This window comes from Azospirillum thiophilum (genome assembly GCF_001305595.1).
GTDB classification, from domain to species: domain Bacteria; phylum Pseudomonadota; class Alphaproteobacteria; order Azospirillales; family Azospirillaceae; genus Azospirillum; species Azospirillum thiophilum.
This window is the reverse complement of the sequence record NZ_CP012403.1, coordinates 428,966-445,423: the sequence shown is the minus strand read 5'-3', so window position 1 is coordinate 445,423 and position 16,458 is coordinate 428,966. Positions and strand designations below refer to the sequence as shown.

General features: G+C 70.0%; 16 protein-coding genes. 4 read left to right on the top strand and 12 right to left on the bottom strand.

What is annotated here, in order from left to right; translation table 11 throughout:
- Window positions 1-4: 4 nt before the first annotated feature.
- From AL072_RS21225 to AL072_RS21190, 8 genes are all read right to left on the bottom strand, one after another.
- A complete protein-coding gene (locus AL072_RS21225; protein WP_045584202.1) occupies window positions 5-1,195 on the bottom strand; it encodes a 3-hydroxybenzoate 6-monooxygenase in 1,191 nt (396 codons plus the stop codon).
- A gap of 34 nt (window positions 1,196-1,229) precedes the next feature.
- On the bottom strand, window positions 1,230-2,012 hold the full coding sequence (locus tag AL072_RS21220) for an SDR family NAD(P)-dependent oxidoreductase (RefSeq protein ID WP_045584201.1): 783 nt from the start codon (window positions 2,010-2,012) through the stop codon (window positions 1,230-1,232).
- A 46-nt stretch (window positions 2,013-2,058) separates the two neighbouring features.
- Window positions 2,059-3,264: an ABC transporter substrate-binding protein gene (locus tag AL072_RS21215; protein ID WP_045584629.1), complete on the bottom strand. Its 1,206-nt coding sequence runs from the start codon at window positions 3,262-3,264 to the stop codon at window positions 2,059-2,061.
- Between the two features lie 193 nt (window positions 3,265-3,457).
- A complete protein-coding gene (locus tag AL072_RS21210) occupies window positions 3,458-4,156 on the bottom strand; it encodes an ABC transporter ATP-binding protein (RefSeq protein ID WP_045584200.1) in 699 nt (232 codons plus the stop codon).
- Entirely contained in the window at window positions 4,153-4,875 is a 723-nt protein-coding gene (locus tag AL072_RS21205) for an ABC transporter ATP-binding protein (RefSeq protein ID WP_200909907.1), read from the bottom strand. The genes AL072_RS21210 and AL072_RS21205 overlap by 4 nt, the downstream gene beginning before the upstream one ends.
- The gene (locus AL072_RS21200; protein ID WP_052710235.1) at window positions 4,872-5,897 is read right to left on the bottom strand and encodes a branched-chain amino acid ABC transporter permease; all 1,026 of its coding nucleotides are present in this window, start codon (window positions 5,895-5,897) and stop codon (window positions 4,872-4,874) included. The genes AL072_RS21205 and AL072_RS21200 overlap by 4 nt, the downstream gene beginning before the upstream one ends.
- Entirely contained in the window at window positions 5,894-6,754 is an 861-nt protein-coding gene (locus AL072_RS21195; RefSeq protein WP_045584198.1) for a branched-chain amino acid ABC transporter permease, read from the bottom strand. The genes AL072_RS21200 and AL072_RS21195 overlap by 4 nt, the downstream gene beginning before the upstream one ends.
- A gap of 24 nt (window positions 6,755-6,778) precedes the next feature.
- On the bottom strand, window positions 6,779-7,573 hold the full coding sequence (locus tag AL072_RS21190; RefSeq protein ID WP_082109178.1) for an SDR family NAD(P)-dependent oxidoreductase: 795 nt from the start codon (window positions 7,571-7,573) through the stop codon (window positions 6,779-6,781).
- Window positions 7,574-7,952: 379 nt separating this feature from the next.
- Between AL072_RS21190 and AL072_RS21185 the strand changes: the two genes are divergently transcribed.
- Window positions 7,953-8,936, top strand: coding sequence for a 3-hydroxyacyl-CoA dehydrogenase family protein (locus AL072_RS21185; RefSeq protein ID WP_045584627.1), 984 nt, complete (start codon window positions 7,953-7,955; stop codon window positions 8,934-8,936).
- A 43-nt stretch (window positions 8,937-8,979) separates the two neighbouring features.
- On the opposite strand, the gene AL072_RS21180 is transcribed toward AL072_RS21185, so the two are convergent.
- Both AL072_RS21180 and AL072_RS21175 read right to left on the bottom strand, forming a co-directional pair.
- Window positions 8,980-10,746, bottom strand: coding sequence for an FAD-dependent oxidoreductase (locus AL072_RS21180; protein WP_045584196.1), 1,767 nt, complete (start codon window positions 10,744-10,746; stop codon window positions 8,980-8,982).
- A gap of 40 nt (window positions 10,747-10,786) precedes the next feature.
- A complete protein-coding gene (locus tag AL072_RS21175) occupies window positions 10,787-11,341 on the bottom strand; it encodes a MarR family winged helix-turn-helix transcriptional regulator (protein WP_082109225.1) in 555 nt (184 codons plus the stop codon).
- 294 nt (window positions 11,342-11,635) lie between these two features.
- Between AL072_RS21175 and AL072_RS21170 the strand changes: the two genes are divergently transcribed.
- Window positions 11,636-12,694, top strand: a complete 1,059-nt coding sequence (locus tag AL072_RS21170; RefSeq protein ID WP_045584195.1) for a Gfo/Idh/MocA family protein — start codon at window positions 11,636-11,638, stop codon at window positions 12,692-12,694.
- Between the two features lie 66 nt (window positions 12,695-12,760).
- Here the strand turns inward: AL072_RS21170 and AL072_RS21165 are convergent, their stop codons facing one another.
- A complete protein-coding gene (locus AL072_RS21165) occupies window positions 12,761-13,120 on the bottom strand; it encodes an NIPSNAP family protein (RefSeq protein WP_045584194.1) in 360 nt (119 codons plus the stop codon).
- A 44-nt stretch (window positions 13,121-13,164) separates the two neighbouring features.
- Complete coding sequence (locus tag AL072_RS21160) at window positions 13,165-14,400, bottom strand: ABC transporter substrate-binding protein (RefSeq protein ID WP_045584193.1); 1,236 nt, start codon at window positions 14,398-14,400, stop codon at window positions 13,165-13,167.
- A 262-nt stretch (window positions 14,401-14,662) separates the two neighbouring features.
- Between AL072_RS21160 and AL072_RS21155 the strand changes: the two genes are divergently transcribed.
- Window positions 14,663-14,893 (top strand): hypothetical protein, encoded by a 231-nt coding sequence (locus AL072_RS21155; protein WP_045584192.1) that lies wholly within the window; start codon window positions 14,663-14,665, stop codon window positions 14,891-14,893.
- Between the two features lie 129 nt (window positions 14,894-15,022).
- Window positions 15,023-16,450, top strand: a complete 1,428-nt coding sequence (locus AL072_RS21150; RefSeq protein WP_045584191.1) for an FAD-dependent oxidoreductase — start codon at window positions 15,023-15,025, stop codon at window positions 16,448-16,450.
- Window positions 16,451-16,458: the final 8 nt, after the last annotated feature.

Sequence of the window (16,458 nt, the reverse complement as noted above, 5' to 3'; positions counted from 1 at the left end):
TCTGTCAGATTGCGGCGCCGAGACCGGTCACGCCGTAGAGCCACGCCACGCGGTCGTAATGCTGCTCGCGGGTCGAGTTGCCGAGGACCGCGTTGCGCAGCGCCGCCGGACCGCCCGCCGGGTGGTAGACATAGTCGCCCATCAGCCGGGAATTGAGCTGGACCCGGCCGGTGCGGGCGAAGCGGTCGCGGTTGTAGGCGGGGAAGGCGGCATCGAGATCGCCGCCGGTCTCGGCCATATGGTGGGAGAGGTTGACCGCGTCCTCCAGCGCCATGCAGGCGCCCTGCGCCAGATATTGCAGCATCGGGTGCGCGGCGTCGCCCAGCAGCACGACGCGGCCGTCCACCCAGTTCGGCGTCGGGTCGCGGTCGCACAGCACCCACAGCTTCCAGTTCTCGCCGCGCTCGATGATCCGCTTCGGCCGGTCGGCGATGTGCTCGAAGCCTTTGTGGACCTCCTCCCGGGTCACCGGCACGCCGGCCACCGCCTCCGCGGCGTCGTTGTGGCAGGTGACGACGAGGTTGAAGACCTTGCCGCCCTTCAGCGGGTAATGGACGATGTGGCATTTCGGCCCGGCCCACAGCGTCGCCGCGTTCCAGCGCAGATCCTCCGGCATCTGTTCGGTCGGGATGACCGAGCGGAAGGTGGTGTGGCCGGACACGCGCGGCTGCGCGTCGCCCACCACCTGTGCCCGCACCTTGGAGCGCAGCCCGTCGGCGCCGACGAGGGCGGAGCCGGCCAGCCGCTCGCCGGTGCCGAGCGTGACGGTGACCGACGCGCCGTCCTGCTCATAGCGTTCGACCGACGCGCTGGTGCGCAGTTCGATGAGGTCGCTGGCCCGGCAGGCGTCGAGCAGCACCATGTGCAGGTCGGCGCGGTGGACGACGGCGTAGGGATTCTTGAAGCGGCGGCGGAACGGCTCGTCGAGCGGGATGGCGGCGATCCGTTCGTCGCGCATCGCGTCCATCAGCACCAGATGGTCGATGTAGACCGCCTTGGCCCGCGCGGCGTCGCCGACGCCGAGCCAGTCGAAGGCATGGAAGGCGTTCGGGCCGATCTGGATGCCGGCGCCGATCTCCCCCAGCTGGGGGGCCTGTTCGAGCACGATCGAGCGGAAGCCCTTGCGGGCCAGCCCCAGCGCGGCGGCCAAACCGCCGATGCCGCCTCCGGCGATCAGGATGGGACGGTCAGGCATGTGGTTGTTCCTCTGCGTAGTCTCTTCTGGTCTCTCACAGCGTGGCGAGCAGCCCGCCGTCCACCGGGATGACCTGTCCGTTGATGAAGCCGCTGGCCGGTCCCGCCAGGAAGACCGCCACCCCGGCGATGTCCTCCGGCGTCCCCCAGCGCCGCGCCGGAACGTCGCTTTCGATGTAGCGCTGGAAGGCCTCGTTCCCCTGCATCGCCGTGGTGAAGCCGGTGGCGACATAGCCGGGGGCGATGGCGTTGCAGGCGATCCCGAGCGGCCCGTATTCCACCGCCAGCGCCCGCGTCATCGCGGCCAGCCCGCCCTTGGCGGTGGCATAGGCGCTGATGGTGCCGCGCGACCCGAAGGCCGAGATCGACGACATCAGCACGATGCGCCCGCCGCGCCGCTCCACCATCGACGGCAGCACCGCCTGGCAGAGGTTGAAGGCACCGTCGACATGGGTCTTCCACAGCGATGCCCATTCGTCGGGCCGGTAGTCCAGGAAGGCCTTGCGGTTCTGGTTGCCGGCGTTGCTGAACAGGCTGTCGATGCGGCCATGGCGGTCGAGGATCCGGGCGATGCCGGCCCGCACCGCGTCCGGATCGGTGACGCTGAAGGGGGCGGCGGTCGCCTCCAGCCCCTCGTCGCGCAAGGTCGCGGCAGCCTGTTCGGTGCGCTCGGGGTCGAGGTCGTTGATGACGGCGACGGCACCGGCCTGGGCCGCGGCGCGGGCGGCGGCGAAGCCGATGCCGCCGGCCCCGCCGGTGACGAGGAAGACGGAGCCGCCCAGCCCGAAGCGGCTTTCCAGAAATGCCTGAGCGGACATGTGCCGGCTCCTTCCGCTGATGGTGGCAAGGGGAGTGGGGCGGGGGTCAGAGCTTCGCCAGCTTGCAGGCGCCCGACGGGGGCGGGGTCGCCTGATCGGCCGGGAAGGACATCGTCACCACCGGGCGCAGCTTGCCGCCGGCCTCGGCGACATGGCCGAAATAGTTGGGCAGGACCAGCTGGTTGTCCTCGGGCCGGAAGGCGAGCCTGCCGAGGATGGTGTCGAAGCTGCCGCCGCTCATCGCCCGGGCGATGTCGATCGGCTTGACGCTCCTGGCCTTCTCGACCGCCTGGAAGATGACCTGCATGCCGAGATAGGTCTCGCCCTCGAAGTTCGACGGCTGGTCGCCGTTGAAGTGCTTGGCCCAGGCGGCGGCGAAGCTCCTGTTTTCCGGCGTGTCGAGGGTCGAGCTGTAGTTGATGATGCCGTGGATGCCCTTGGCGGTCTCGCCCATCGCCTGCACCGTGTTGTCGGTGACGAAGCTGACCCCGGCGGTGAAGACGCTGTCGAGCAGGCCGAACTGCCGCGCCTGGGTGGCGAAGCTGACGGCGTCGCGCCCGGCCAGCGCCACCCACAACCCTTCGGCACCCGACGCCTTGATCTGCTGGATGTAGGCGGCGTAGTCGGTGGCGCCGAGCGGCGGGTAGAGCTCGGCGACGACCGTCTTGCCGTGTGCGGCGGCGGCCTCCTTGAAGCCGGCGCCCGACCCGCGGCCCCAGGCGCCGTCCATGCCGATGACCGCCCATTTCTGTTCCTTGCGCCCGGCCAGCCAGGGCTTGACGACCGCCGCATCCTGCGCGTCCTGGTGGTTGACGCGGAAGGCGCGGCGGACGCAGCTGTCGCCGGTGATCTTGTCGCTCTTGGTCACGGTGGCGACATAAAGCGCGTCCCAGCGGTCGAGCATCGGCGCGATGGCCAGCGCCTCGCCCGACGCGATGATGCCGGTCAGCACCTTGTAGCCCTCCAGCGCCAGCCGTTCGGACTGCTTGCGGGCGAGATCGGGCTTGGCTTCGGTGTCGAGGATCTTGATCTCGACCTTGTGGCCGGCGACGCCGCCCTTGGCGTTGGCCTCGGCAACGGCGAACTCGACCGCGCGCTTGGCCTGGTTGCCGAGGTCGGCATAGGTGCCGGACATGGCGGTCGGCACGCCGATCTTCAGCGTGTCCTGGGCGTGGGCGGTACCGGAAAAGGCGAGGGCGAGGGCGCTGGCGGCGCCGAGAGCGCGGAGCCTGAGGCTGTTGGTCCTGGTCATCGTTTCCTCCATGATTCTGTTTTTTTCCCCTCTTCCGCCTTTCTCCCCCTCTCCCCCCGGGGAGAGGGTCGGGGTGAGGGGGATGCGTAGCGACTGGTTCGGGGACGGCGGGGAGCACCGGCATTTCCGGAAAACGGCCGCCGTGCGTCCCCCTCACCCCAGCCCTCTCCCCCGGGGGGAGAGGGGGAAAGCATCACACCGCGATGTGCTTCTTCAGGCTTTCCTTGGTCAAGGCGGCCATCGCGCCCTGTTCCGCCACCTCGCCCTTGGACAGCACGTAGTAGCGTTCGGCCACCCGGTGGACGAGGCTGTGGTTCTGCTCGATGATCAGCAGGCCGGTGCCGCCGTCGGCGACCCGGCGCAGGTTGCCGGCCAGCTCGTCGACGATCACCGGGGCCAGCCCCTCGCTGGGCTCGTCCAGCACCAGCAGGTGCGGGTTCGCCATCAGGGCGCGGCCGATCGCCAGCATCTGCTGCTGGCCGCCGGACAGCGCGGTTCCCGGCGTGTCGGCCCGCTCGCGCAGGATCGGGAACATTTCGAAGATCCGCTCGATGGTCCACGCCCCCTTGCGGCGGACGGCGGCGCCCAGGATCAGGTTCTCGCGCACCGTCAGGTTGGGGATGATGCAGCGCCCCTGCGGCACCACCGAGATGCCGGCCCGCGCCGCGGTGAAATGGCGGATGTCGCCCACCGCCTTGCCCGCCAGCCGGATTTCCCCCTGCATGCGCCGGGCGATGCCGAGGAAGGCGTTGACGATGGTCGTCTTGCCGACCCCGTTGCGCCCCAGCACGGCGACCCGCTCGCCGGCATCGATGCGGAAATCCAGGTCGTGGAGGATGCGCGCGCCGCCATAGCCGGCGACGACGTCGCGGAAGGCCAGAAGTTCGCTCATGCGGCGCTCCCGAGATAGGCGGTGACGACGTCAGCCGAGCGGCGGATCTCGTCCGGCGTGCCCTCGGCCAGGATTCGGCCCAGCTGGAGGACGGTGATGCGGTCGCAGATGGAGAAGACGACCTCCATGTCGTGCTCGACGATCAGGACGGTGACCCTCCAGCGCTGGGCCAGATCGCGCAGCAGGGTGGCGAGGTTCAGCGATTCCCGCATCGACAGTCCGGCCGCCGGCTCGTCCAGCAGCAGCACGCGCGGCCGGCCGATCAGCGCCAGCGCCAGGTCGAGCCGGCGCTGCTCGCCATAGGCGATGTCGCGCGCCTTGGCATCCGCCAGCCCGGACAGGCCCAGCTCGTCCATCACCTCTTCGACGTTGGGCTTCTCGGCCTGCCGGGCGGCTAGGTCGAGCTGCTCGCGCACCGACAGCTCGGGGAAGATGTTGGTCTTCTGGAAGGAGCGGGCCATGCCGTGGCGGCGGCGTTCCTGCACGCTCATCGCGCCGATGTCGCGGCCGTCCATTCTGACCTGTCCCGACCACACCGCGGCGCGTCCCGACAGGACGTCGATCAGCGTCGATTTGCCGGCGCCGTTCGGCCCGATCAGGCCGCGGATCTCGCCGTGGGGCACCGCGATGTCGACCTTGTTCACCGCGAAGAAGCCGCCATAGGGCCGGGTCAGCGCGGTCCCCTCGATGGCGTAGGTGCCGTTCATGCTCCTGTTCATGCCCGGCCTCCCGCCCGGCGCAGGCGCCCGGTCAGTTCGGCCAGGGTTCCGGCGATGGTTCCGGCGATGCCGGCCGGCATCAGCACGGTGACGACGATCACGGTGACGCCGATCATCGCCGGCCAATGCTCGGTCAGGTTCCCGGCCAGATCCTTGAGGAAGAAGAAGATCACCGCGCCCAGCGCCGGCCCCCACAAGAGCCGCGAGCCGCCGATGACCGCCATGATCAGCGCCGAGCCGGACAGGCTCCAGTGCAGCACCTCGGGCGAGACGAAGCCGTTGTAGAGCGCGAAGAGAAGCCCGGCCAGCGCCGCCACGAACGCCGAGATGGCATAGGTCGCGGCACGCGGCAGCACCGTCTTGTAGCCGATGAAGCGGGCGCGCTCCTCATTCTCGCGGATCGCCTCGGTCAGCCGGCCGAAGGGGCTGCGCACGGTGACGTAGAGGCCGAAGATCACCAGCGCCAACAGCGTCCAGCACAGGACGAACATCGTGTCGGGCTGCTGCACGGTGGAGATCGGCAGGCCGAACAGGCTGTCGGGCAGCGGGATGGCGAAGCCGTCGTCGCCGTTGGTCAGCCCCTGCGCCTTCATCGCGAATTCGTGGAAGGCCTGTCCCACCGCTAGCGTCAGCATCGAGAAGGCGACGCCCGGAACCCGCACGATCACCAGCCCGAGCAGGAAGGCGGTCAGCGTCGGCACGGCGAGCGCCAGCACCAGCGCCAGCTCCACCGGCAGCACCCCGTGGCGCAGCAGCAGGCCGAGGCAGTAGGCCGACACCCCGTACCACGCGGCATGGCCGAAGCTGACGACGCCGTTCTGGCGGATCAGGAAGCCGACGCCGACCGCCAGCATCCCGCCGATCACCGCCTGCGTCAGCAGCGTCAGCACCAGCACCGAGCCGACCACCGCCGGCAGGCCGAACCCGGCCGCCACCGCGACGGCCAGCAGGATCCAGGAGAGATGCGACAGGCGGGGCGCGTTGATGCGGCCGGCGGTCATGTTCATGGTTGCGCGGCTCATACGTGGCTCCCTGCGAAACCGGTCGGCCGCCACACCAGGACCGCGACCATCAGGAGGAAGGGCACCATCGTCGCTGCCCAGGGGACGTAGATGATGCCGAGATTGTGGATCTGGCCGATGGCGAGCGCCGCGATCAGCGCGCCGGAAAAGCTGCCGAGGCCGCCGACCACCACGACGATGAAGGATTCGATCAGGATCGACCCGCCCATCGACGGCGACAGCGCCAGCAGCGGGGCGGCGATGGTGCCCGACAGGCCAGCCAGCCCGGTGCCGATGGCGACCACCAGCGCGCTCACCCGGTCGGTGTCGACCCCCTGCACCGCCGTCGTCACCGGATCGACGCTGGAGGCGCGGACGAACAGCCCGATCCGGCTGAAGCGCAGCCACAGGGCCAGCCCGACGCCGACCGCCGCCGCGACCGCGATCACCATCAGGCGGTAGGCCGGGAAGGGTTCGCCCAGGATCTCGACGCTGCCGGTCAGCATCTCCGGCAAGGGCAGGGACCGGGTTTCCTTGCCCCAGACGGTGTGGGCGAGATCCTCAAGGATCAGCAGCAGCCCGAAGGTGACCAGGACGGTGGCGATCGGGTCCTGGCGGCGCAGCGGCCGGAACACCGACATGTCGAGCAGCACGCCGGCCGCCGCCAGCACCACCGCGGCCCCGGCGACGCCGGCCCAGAAGCCGGCGACGGTGGCGATGCTGAAGCCGACATAGGCGCCGATCATGAACAGGCTGCCATGGGCGAAATTCACCACCCGCCGCAGCCCGAAGATCAGCACCAGCCCGACCGACACGATGAAGAGCAGGCCCCCATAGACGAGGCCGTTGAGAATCTGGATCAGCAATGCGTTCGCCATCTTGGGGGCTCCCTTCGATGCCGGTCAGCGCAGGTAGGCGCCGCCGTTGATGTCGAGGACCACCCCGCTGAGGAAGGAGGCGGCGGGCGAACAGAGGAAGGCGATCGGCCAGGCGATCTCGTCCGGTGTGGCCACGCGCGGCACCAGCTGCGCCGCCACCGCCGGGGACGGCTGGCCGGCGATCATCGCCGTCGCCGTGGCGCTGGGGGCGACCGCGTTGACGCCGACGTCCGGCGCGGCCCGGCGGGCCAGCCAGCGGGTGAAGGCATGGACGCCGCCCTTGGAGACGACGTAATGCGCCCCCGTGGTCGACATGGTGCCGCCGGTCCAGCCGGCGACCGAGCCGACCAGCACGATCCGCGCGCCGCCGCGCGTCCGCATGCCGGGCAGGAAGGCGCGGGCGAACTGCATTGGCGCCAGCAGGTTGACGTGGATGATCTCGTGGAAGGACTCCTCCCACTCCAGCGCGTCCCAATCGTCGAAGGCGATGGCCCCGGCGTTCAGCACCAGCCCGTCGACGCCGCCGACGGTTTCGGCCAGCGCGTCGATGGCGCCGCGGTCGCGGACGTCGCAGACATGTGCGGTCACCCTGGGGGCGGTCGCCCCGGCGCCGGCCGGCGCCAGCTCAGCCGCCAGGGCCGAGCAGTCGCGGATGTCGGTCAGCACCAGCTCGGCCCCCAGCCTGGCGCAGGCCCTGGCCGTGGCCGAGCCGATGCCGCCGGCCGCCCCGGTGATGAGCACGCGCTTGCCCGTCAGGTCGAATGGTGTCGAACCGCTTGAAGTCGGGCCGCTTGAAGTCGGGCCGTTTGGAATTGTCATGGCGTTCCTTTCCCTCCTTTTTTCGCGGAGCTTCGCGCAGGGGGCGGGACACGCCTCAGGCGTCGGCCATTCCGCCGCGCCTGCCGGCCTTGCCCGATTGGCTGCCGGGTGGGGCGCTCTTCGCCCTCGCCTCGTCCCTGGCTGTCCGCTTGTCCGTGAAAGACGTCTCTGGAAGACCGCCCGCCGTGTTCGGCGATGCGCCGGCTGCCGCGCCATGGCGTAGCCATTTTGTGAGTATGCTGTCAGAAAGCTATCTGTCAGTATGTGTACTGTCAATTGGCTTTTTGGAAGATCGGCATCACGAATTGTCAATGCGGCGGATCGACGCCGCGCGGCTTAGGATCTCCCCGTTCCCCCCATGAAATCAGAGGAGTCCGCCATGCACCGCGCGTTCAGCCATGACGCCGCGTCGATCGGCATCGTCGGGGCCGGCACCATCGGATCGAGCTGGGCCGCCCTTTTCCTTGCGACCGGACGGCGCGTGACGGTCGTCGATGCCGACCCGCAGGCGATGGCCCGGCTGCGTCCCGCCATCGAGGCGGTGGCCGGCGATCTGGTGGCGCTCGGCATCGGCGACCCGCGCGCCCACTGGGACCGGCTGACCGCCGGCGGCGGCGACTGGGGCGCGCTGGCCGGCGTCGATCTGGTCCAGGAGAACGGGCCGGAATCCCTGGCCGCCAAACGCGGGATCTACGCCGCGGTCGAGGCGGTGGTGCCGCCCGGAACCCTGATCGCGTCGAGCACTTCCGGCCTGATGCCGAGCGATCTGCAGGAGGGCGCCCGTCATCCGGAACGGATCCTGATCGGCCATCCCTTCAACCCGCCGCACCTGCTGCCGCTGGTCGAGATCGTGCCCGGCCGGCAGACGGCTCCCGAGGCGGTGGCGGCGGCCCATGCGGTCTATCTAGCCGTCGGCAAGGTGCCGGTGGTGCTGCGCCGCGAGATCGCCGGCCATCTGGCGACCCGGCTGGTGGCGGCGCTGTGGCGCGAAGCGGTCTATCTGGTGGAGCAGGGCGTCTGCGATCTCGGCGACATCGACCGTGCCATTGCCGCCGGGCCGGGACCGCGCTGGGCGGTTCTGGGGCAGGGATTGTCCTATCATCTGGGCGGCGGGGCGGGCGGGCTGGCCCGCTTCCTGGAGGTGTTCGACGCCCCGATCCGGTCCTGGTGGGACGATCTCGGCACCCCGGTCTTCGATGCGGAGAGCAAGCGGGCGCTTGTCGCCGGGGCCGAGGCGCTGGAGGCGTCGGTCGGCGGGCGCGACGCGCTGCTCCGCATGCGCAACGAGGCATTGCTGGCGGTGCTGCGCGCGCCGGGACCGCTCTCCGCCCGGCCTGCGGACGGGGAGCGGACGCCGGACTGACGCCTGCCGAACGGTGACGTGGCCCAGGGAGGAGCAGGCGGCGTCAGTGCGCCGCCGCCCGTTCCTCCCGGCCAACCGCCGCCGTGGCGGCGGCATCGCTCCTGCCGGCGGCATGCATGGCCAGCCGGTAGGCGAAGACCAGCGCCGGGCCGAGGGTCGTTCCCGGGCCGGGGTAGGTGCCGGCCATGATCGAGGCCATGTCGTTGCCGCAGGCGTAGAGCCCCGGGATCGGGTCGCCGCCCTCGCCGAGCACCTGTCCGTCGGCGTCGGTCGCCAGCCCGGCGCTGCAGGCGATCTCCGCCGGCCAGACCGCGACGGCGACGAAGGGGGCGGTCTCGATCGGTTTCAGGCACGGGTTGGGGCGGTTCTCCGGATCGCCGTTGAAGCGGTTCAGTTCGCTGTCGCCCTTGCCGAAATCGAGGTCGCTGCCGGTCTGCGCGAAGCCGTTGTGCCGGCGCACGCTGTCGGCCAGCCCGGCCGGATCGACGCCGATCTTGCGGGCGAGATCCTCCAGCGTCGGGGCGGTGGTCAGGTAGCCGCTCTTCTCGTGCGGCACCAGGTTGCGGGTGCCGGGATGCACCACGCCGAGGCCGTACCGGGCGACGAAAGCGGAATCGCAGACCAGCCAGGCCGGCATGGTCGGCACCAGCTTGTGCGAGTCGAACATCGCCTCCACGAAATCATGGTAGGAGGCGCCCTCGTTGACGAAGCGCCGGCCGGCGGCATTCACCGCGATCAGGCCGGGCTTGGCGCGGTCGAGCGCCAGATGGGGGAACAGCCCCCTCCATGTCCCCGTCCTGCGCGTCACCGACACCGGCGTCCAGAAGGCGCCGCCGCGATGCTGGTCGCCGTCGATCTTCGCGCCGACGGCCTGCGCCAGGGTCAGCCCGTCGCCGGTGTCGGTCTCGCAGGCCAGCGAATGGACGGGGACCGGCTGCGGCATGAAGGCCTTGCGGAATCCGCTGTTGTGGGCGAAGCCGCCGGTCGCCAGCACCACCCCCTTGCGGGTGCGCACCCGCAGCGTCCGGCCACCGCTTTCCACCACGGCGCCGATGACGCGGCCATCCTGCCGCCCGTCCTCCCGCAGGATCTCGCGGATGGCGGTGTCGAGCCGGATCGGCACCTTGCGCTTGCGCAGGCTGTAGAACAGGCGGGCCACCAGCGCATTGCCCATGACGATGCGCGTGCCGCGCGGATGGTTCAGCCGGTCGGACAGATAGCGCAGCAGCAGCTTCGCCGCATGGGTGAAGTTCGCCACCGATCTGAAGCGTCCGATCAGGCGGGGGATGTCGTCCTTGCCGACCATCATCCCGCCGAAGATCATGAACTCGCCGATGGGCGGGCGGACCAGCCGGAAATCCTCGCCCAGCAGGCGGCCGTCGAACGGTTTGGGGACGATCGCCCGTCCGGTCACCGCGGCCCCTTCCATGTTCTGGCGATAGTCCGGATGCCGGCCGCAGGGCAGGAACTGGACGTCGGTTCGGGTGTCGTAATAATCGATCGCCGCCGGCCCGGTCTCCAGATAGGCGCTGCGCAGGTCGCGGCCCTTGGTGCCGCCGACCAGCCGGTCCATGTAGATCTCCGCCTGCGCCGGGCTGTCGTCGTGGCCGGCGCGGCGGTTCTGCGTGTTGCCGGGGATCCAGAGCGTTCCGGCGGAGGTGGCGGCGGTGCCGCCGATCTGCGTGGATTTCTCGCAGACCATCACCTCCAGACCTTCCAGCGCGCCGACGAGGGCGGCGGCCATGCCGCCCGGCCCGGCGCCGGCCACCAGAAGATCGACTTCGGCATCCCACGCGGTAGCTTGTGCCATTCCTTATGCTCTCCGTTTCCTCCCGCGCGGTCGAAGGTTCTTATCGTCGCTTGACCTTTCGACCGGCTGCGGCCTTGCCGCGTTTCGTGTTTCCGTCGGCGGCGGGCGGTGCGCCCGTATCCTCGGCAGCCGCCTCGCGGTCGACCACCAGCCGCAGCGACGACGGCAGCGTGTCGTTGTGCAGGTTGACCAGTTGGGTCAGGAGCTGGATGAAGGTCTTGCGGTCGGCCGGACGCAGGGGCTCCAGGATGCGGTCCTGCACCCGTTCGACCGCCGCGGTGACGGTGACCAGCATCTCCCGGCCGGCGGGCGACAGGTAGAGGAGCTTGATCCGCTTGTCGTCGTCGCTCGGGCGGCGATAGATGAGATCCTTGGCCTCCAGCCGCTCGATGACGCCGCCCAGCGTCGAGCGGTCGAAGGCGATCAGCCCCGACAGCCGGGTGGCGTCGACCCCCGGATTCTCGTCGATGGCGACCAGCGCCGCATATTGCACCGACGTCAGATCATGGACCGCGCATTCCTCGGTGAAGAGCGCCGTCGAAATCTGCTGTGCCCGCCGGAGAAGATGTCCGGGTTTTGCGTAGAGTTCATCCATGGCCATGCGCGCACCTGTCGATCCTGTTCATGTTGCGGTGATACTCCCATACGGAAGCCGCCGGTAGCACAACCCGCATGACCCTCGTCCGCATCCTTTCGCAATCCGGAGCGCAAGCCCGGGCCATCGTCCGTTTCGCCAACGATATTGACAGGACACAATCAGTATGTAAGCTGACATTACGTATGCTGTCAATGTTCGCGATGCATGCGCCGGACGTCCGATGCCGCTCCGGCCCACCCAACATTTGGCCGCCATTCCGCCCGTCATCGGGCCCCCATCGAGGTTCCCCGCATGTCTCCCCTTCGCATCGCCGTCGCCGGTGCCGGCGTCATCGGCAGGACGCACATCGAGGCCATGTCTTCCAGTCTCCGGCAGGACGGGCACCCCTGCCGGCTCTGCGCCATCGTCGATCCGGGTGACGGGGCCCGCGCGCTCGCCGGCCGGCACGGGGTGCCGCACCATGCCGACATCGAAGCGCTGTTGAGTTCCGGCGAGCCGCCGGACGGCGTCATCGTCGCCACCCCCAACGCCACCCATGCGCCGATCGCCATTGCCTGCATCGGGCGCGGCATCCCGGTGCTGGTGGAGAAGCCGATCGCCGACACGGTGGAGGCGGCCCGTCGGCTGACCGGGGCGGCGGAGCGTGCCGGCGTGCCGCTGCTGGTCGGCCATCACCGCCGCCACAACCCGATCCTGCGGATGGCGCGCGAGGTGATCGGGCGCGGCGATCTGGGGGCGCTGGTGACGGCGACGATCCTCTACACCTTCCTCAAGCCCGACGGCTATTTCGACGCCGCTTGGCGGCGGGAGGAGGGCGGCGGCCCGATCCTGATCAACCTGATCCACGAGATCGACACCCTGCGCTTCCTGTGCGGCGACATCGAGAGCCTGCAGGCGGCCAGCTCCAACCGGACGCGGGGTTTCGCGGTGGAGGACACCGCCGCGGTGCTGCTGCGGCTGCGCGGCGGGGCGCTGGCGACCGTCAGCCTGTCGGACGCCGCCGCCACGCCCTGGAGCTGGGACATGACCACCGGCGAAAGCCCGCAGTTCGCCCGCCAGCATGTCCCCACCCATTTCTTTTCGGGCACCCACGGCTCGCTGACGGTGCCGACCCTCGAACTCTGGCGCTACGAGGGCGGGCGCGGCTGGCTCGACCCCTTCACCCGGACGGCGCTGCCGCTGACGCCCGGCAACCCCTACGCCCTGCAGCTGGCGCATTTCGCCCGCGTGATCCGCGGCGAAGAGGCGCCGGTCGCGGGCGGCGCCGACGCCACCGAGACCCTGCGCGCGACCCTGGCGGTGAAGGAGGCAGCGGCCACCGGCCGCCCGGTCCGACTGCTGGACGCCTGACACGGCGCCCTGACCCGGTGGGAAGGGGCTGCGCGTCGCCGTGCAGCCCCCGGTGTCTCCCCCGGCTCAGGCCAGCGCGGTGTCCGGCTGCCCGGTCGTGACCGGCAGGGTGCGGATGGGCGAGAAGGAGGTCGGATACATGATCCGGTTCTCCATGGTCATGATCATCGGCCGGATCTTCGCCAGACAGCCTTGCCATTGCGGGTTCCCGGCCAGCTGCGCCCGCCGCGCCCGCCGGTCCTCCAGGTCGGCGTAGGCCCAGAGATGGACCAGCTGGTTCTGGGTGCCGAACTCGGTCACGAAATAGCCGAGGAAGCCGCCGAGGATCGGCTTCTGTGCCGGCAGCCCCTCCGTCTCGTAGATGTGCAGATAGTCGGCGAGGCTGACGCCGGTGTGCAGGACATAGGTGCGTTCTTCGACAACCACTGGAAACTCCCTGTTCGATGCCGTGTCGGTGTCGGGGGGCGGCGTCATTGCCTGGCGACTAGGGCGCAGGCCGGATCAAGCGGCTTCCAGGCCTCTTCCGTCGGGATGGTCGCGGCCAGCTTGTAATAGTCCCATCGCCCCTTGGATTCCCGCGGCGTCTTGACCTGGAAGAGATACATCGGGTGCAGCTTGCGCCCGTCGACGCGGATCGACCCCTGGCCGTAGGCGTCGTCGTCGGTCGGCAGCTCCTTCATGCGGGCGACGACGGCCCGGCCGTCGGCATCGCTGCCCAGCGACTTGACCGCCTTCAGGTAATGCGTCACCTGCGAATAGACCGACGCCTGGTAGGCGGTCGGCATCTTGCCGTGGCGCTCGAAGAAGCGCTTGGAGAAGGCGCGCGTCCTATCGTTCAGGTCCCAATAGAACGGAACGCTGAGCAGGGTTCCCTGCGCCGCCTCCAGACCCAGCGCGTCGATGTCGGTCAAATACACGGTCAGGCCGGCGAAGCTCTGGCCGCCGTCGAGGATGCCGAACTCCTTGCCCTGCTTCACCGTGCTGGTGAAATCTGCGGTGGCGTTGGCCAGCCCGATCACCTTCGCTCCCGACCCTTGCGCCTGCAGCAGGTAGGAGGCGAAATCGGCCGAGTTCAGCGGTGCCCGGACCGAACCGACCACCGTGCCGCCGGACTGCTTCACGATGTCGCCGGCCTGCTTCTCCATGTCATGGCCGAAGGCATAGTCGGCGGTGATGAAGAACCAGGAGGTTCCGCCCTGCTTGACCACCGCCCGCGCCGTGGCGTTGGCCAGCGCGTAATTGTCGAACGCCCAATGCACATGGTTGGGCGTGCAGGAATCGCCGGTCAGCCGGTTGGTGTTGGAGCCTGACACGATGGCGACCTTGTTCTTGTCGCGGGCGATCTCGACCACCGCCAGCGCGACCGAGGAGTTGGCGATCTCCGCGATCATGTCGACGCCCTGGACGTCGTACCATTGCCGCGCGATGGCGGCGCCGATGTCCGGCTTGTTCTGGTTGTCGGCGGCGACCACCTCGACCGGCGTGTCGCCGATCCTGCCGCCGAAATCCTCCACCGCCATGCGGGCGGCGATCACCGACCCCTGTCCCATGATGTCGGCATAGAGACCCGACTGGTCGTTGAGGACGCCGATGCGGACGACATTGCCGGTATAGGCGGCAGAGGCGGTGCCAGGGGCGGCGCCGCAGGCCAGCAGGGCCAGCCCGAAGCCCAGGGCCGGGGCGAGTGCCGGGATGCGCGTGTTCATGATGGTCCTCCCAAAGCTCGTGTTTTTTTGGATGGTGGCCGGCGCGGGGCAACGGACCCTGCCGGCGGAGCCGCCGGCCGAATTCGTCCGGCCGGGATCGCTCGCCACATATTGACAGTATGCGTATAATCAGTGTACATCACGATTATGGCCTGTCAACAATCAGGCGCGCGGCATTTGTCGCCGAACCGCCGGCCGACCAGCATGTCCCGGCCGGCCCGGCATCTCCGCCATCACCACCGCAAATTCGGGATCAGGGACCATGTCGCCAGAACAGAACTATCCGGCGGTCCGCTTCGTCGTCCGGTACGGCCTTTGGCTTGCCGTCGCCGCCGGGCTGGCGCCGCTTTTCGTGGCGGCGGTGGCGCTGCTGTCCGGCTGGGGCGGCGGCGCCGCGCTGGTCCTGGCGCTGAGCGCCCCGCTGCTGTTCCTGGTGATGAAGGCGTTCGCGGAACTGGTCGCCATCATCTCCGACATGCTGCTGCCGAAGTAACCGCCGGGCGGAACGCCCGCATGCAACACGCCGGGCGGAACGCCCGCATGCAACACGCCGGGCGGAACGCCCGCATGCAACAGACGGGCGGAACGCCCGCGACGTAAATTCCGGGAGGGAAGAGACCGCATGAAAACCGATCTGGTCGTCATCGGCGCCGGCATCGCCGGGCTGGTGGCCGCGAACCGCGCCGCCGAACTCGGGCTGTCCGTCGCCGTGCTGGAGAAGGGGACCGAGGACCGTTACCTCTGCAATTCCCGCTACACCGGCGGCGCCTTCCACATCGGCATGCGCAGCCTGAACCGTCCGGTGGAGGAGGTGAAGGACACAATCCGCAGCGAAACGGACGGCTTCGTCGACGAACCCCTGGTGGAGATGCTGGCGACCGAGGCGCCGCGCGCCGTCGACTGGCTGCGCCGCCAGGGGATCCGCTTCATGAAGGCGGGGCCGCGCGACTGGCAGGACACCGTGCTGGCGCCGCCGGCCCTGCCGCAGCCGGGATTGAACTGGGAGGGCAGGGGCGGCGACACGCTGCTGCGCACGCTGGGCGCCGCCCTGGAAAAGCGCGGCGGCAGCATCCACCGCGGCGTGCGTGCCCGCGACCTGACGATGGAGGATGGCCGCTGCGTCGGGCTGCAGGCCGACCGGAACGGCGGGACGCTGACGGTGGAGGCCCGGGCGGTGGTCATCGCCGACGGCGGTTTCCAGGGCGACCCGGACCTCGTGCGCACCCTCGTCTCCCCGGTTCCCGAAGCGGTGCGCCAGCGCGGCGCCGGCACCGGCGGCGGCGACGGTCTGCGGATGGCCGTCCAGGCCGGCGCGGCCCTGCGCGGCACGCCCTATGTCTACGGCCACATCCTGTGCCAGGATGCGCTCACCAATGACAGGCTGTGGCCCTACCCCTGGCTCGACGAGATCGTGATGGCCGGGCTGGTGGTGGACCGGAGCGGCGCGCGGGTCGTCGACGAGGGCCGCGGCGGCGTCCATGTCACCAACATGATCGCCAAACTGGACGACCCGCTGGGGGCGACGGTGATCTTCGACCGGCCGATCTGGGACGGGCCGGGAACCGAATCGATCATCCCGGCGAATCCGCACCTTCCCCGCGTCGGCGGCACACTCATCGAGGCCGACACGCTGGAGGGGCTGGCGGAAAAGCTCGGCATCCCGGCGGACCGGCTGGTGGCGACGGTGGCCGCCTACAATGCCGCGGTGGACGGTGGCGCCACCGCCGGCCTCACGCCGCCGCGCAGCACCGGCCGCGCGCGTCCCTTCCCGGTCCGCAAGGCGCCGTTCCAGGCGATCCGTCTGGTCGCCGGCATGACCTACACCATGGGCGGCATTGCCATCGACGACCGCAGCCGGGTCCGGCGCGAGGACGGCACGGCGATCGGCGGCCTGTTCGCCGCCGGGGCGACCACCGGCGGGCTGGAGGGCGGCGACGCCATCGGCTATGTCGGCGGCCTGACCAAATCGTCGGTCACCGGCCTGCGGGCTGCCGAGACCGCCGCCGCCGAGCTTGGCGGGAGCGGGAGCAGGGGCGGGGTGGGGCGGTGAGGCCGGAT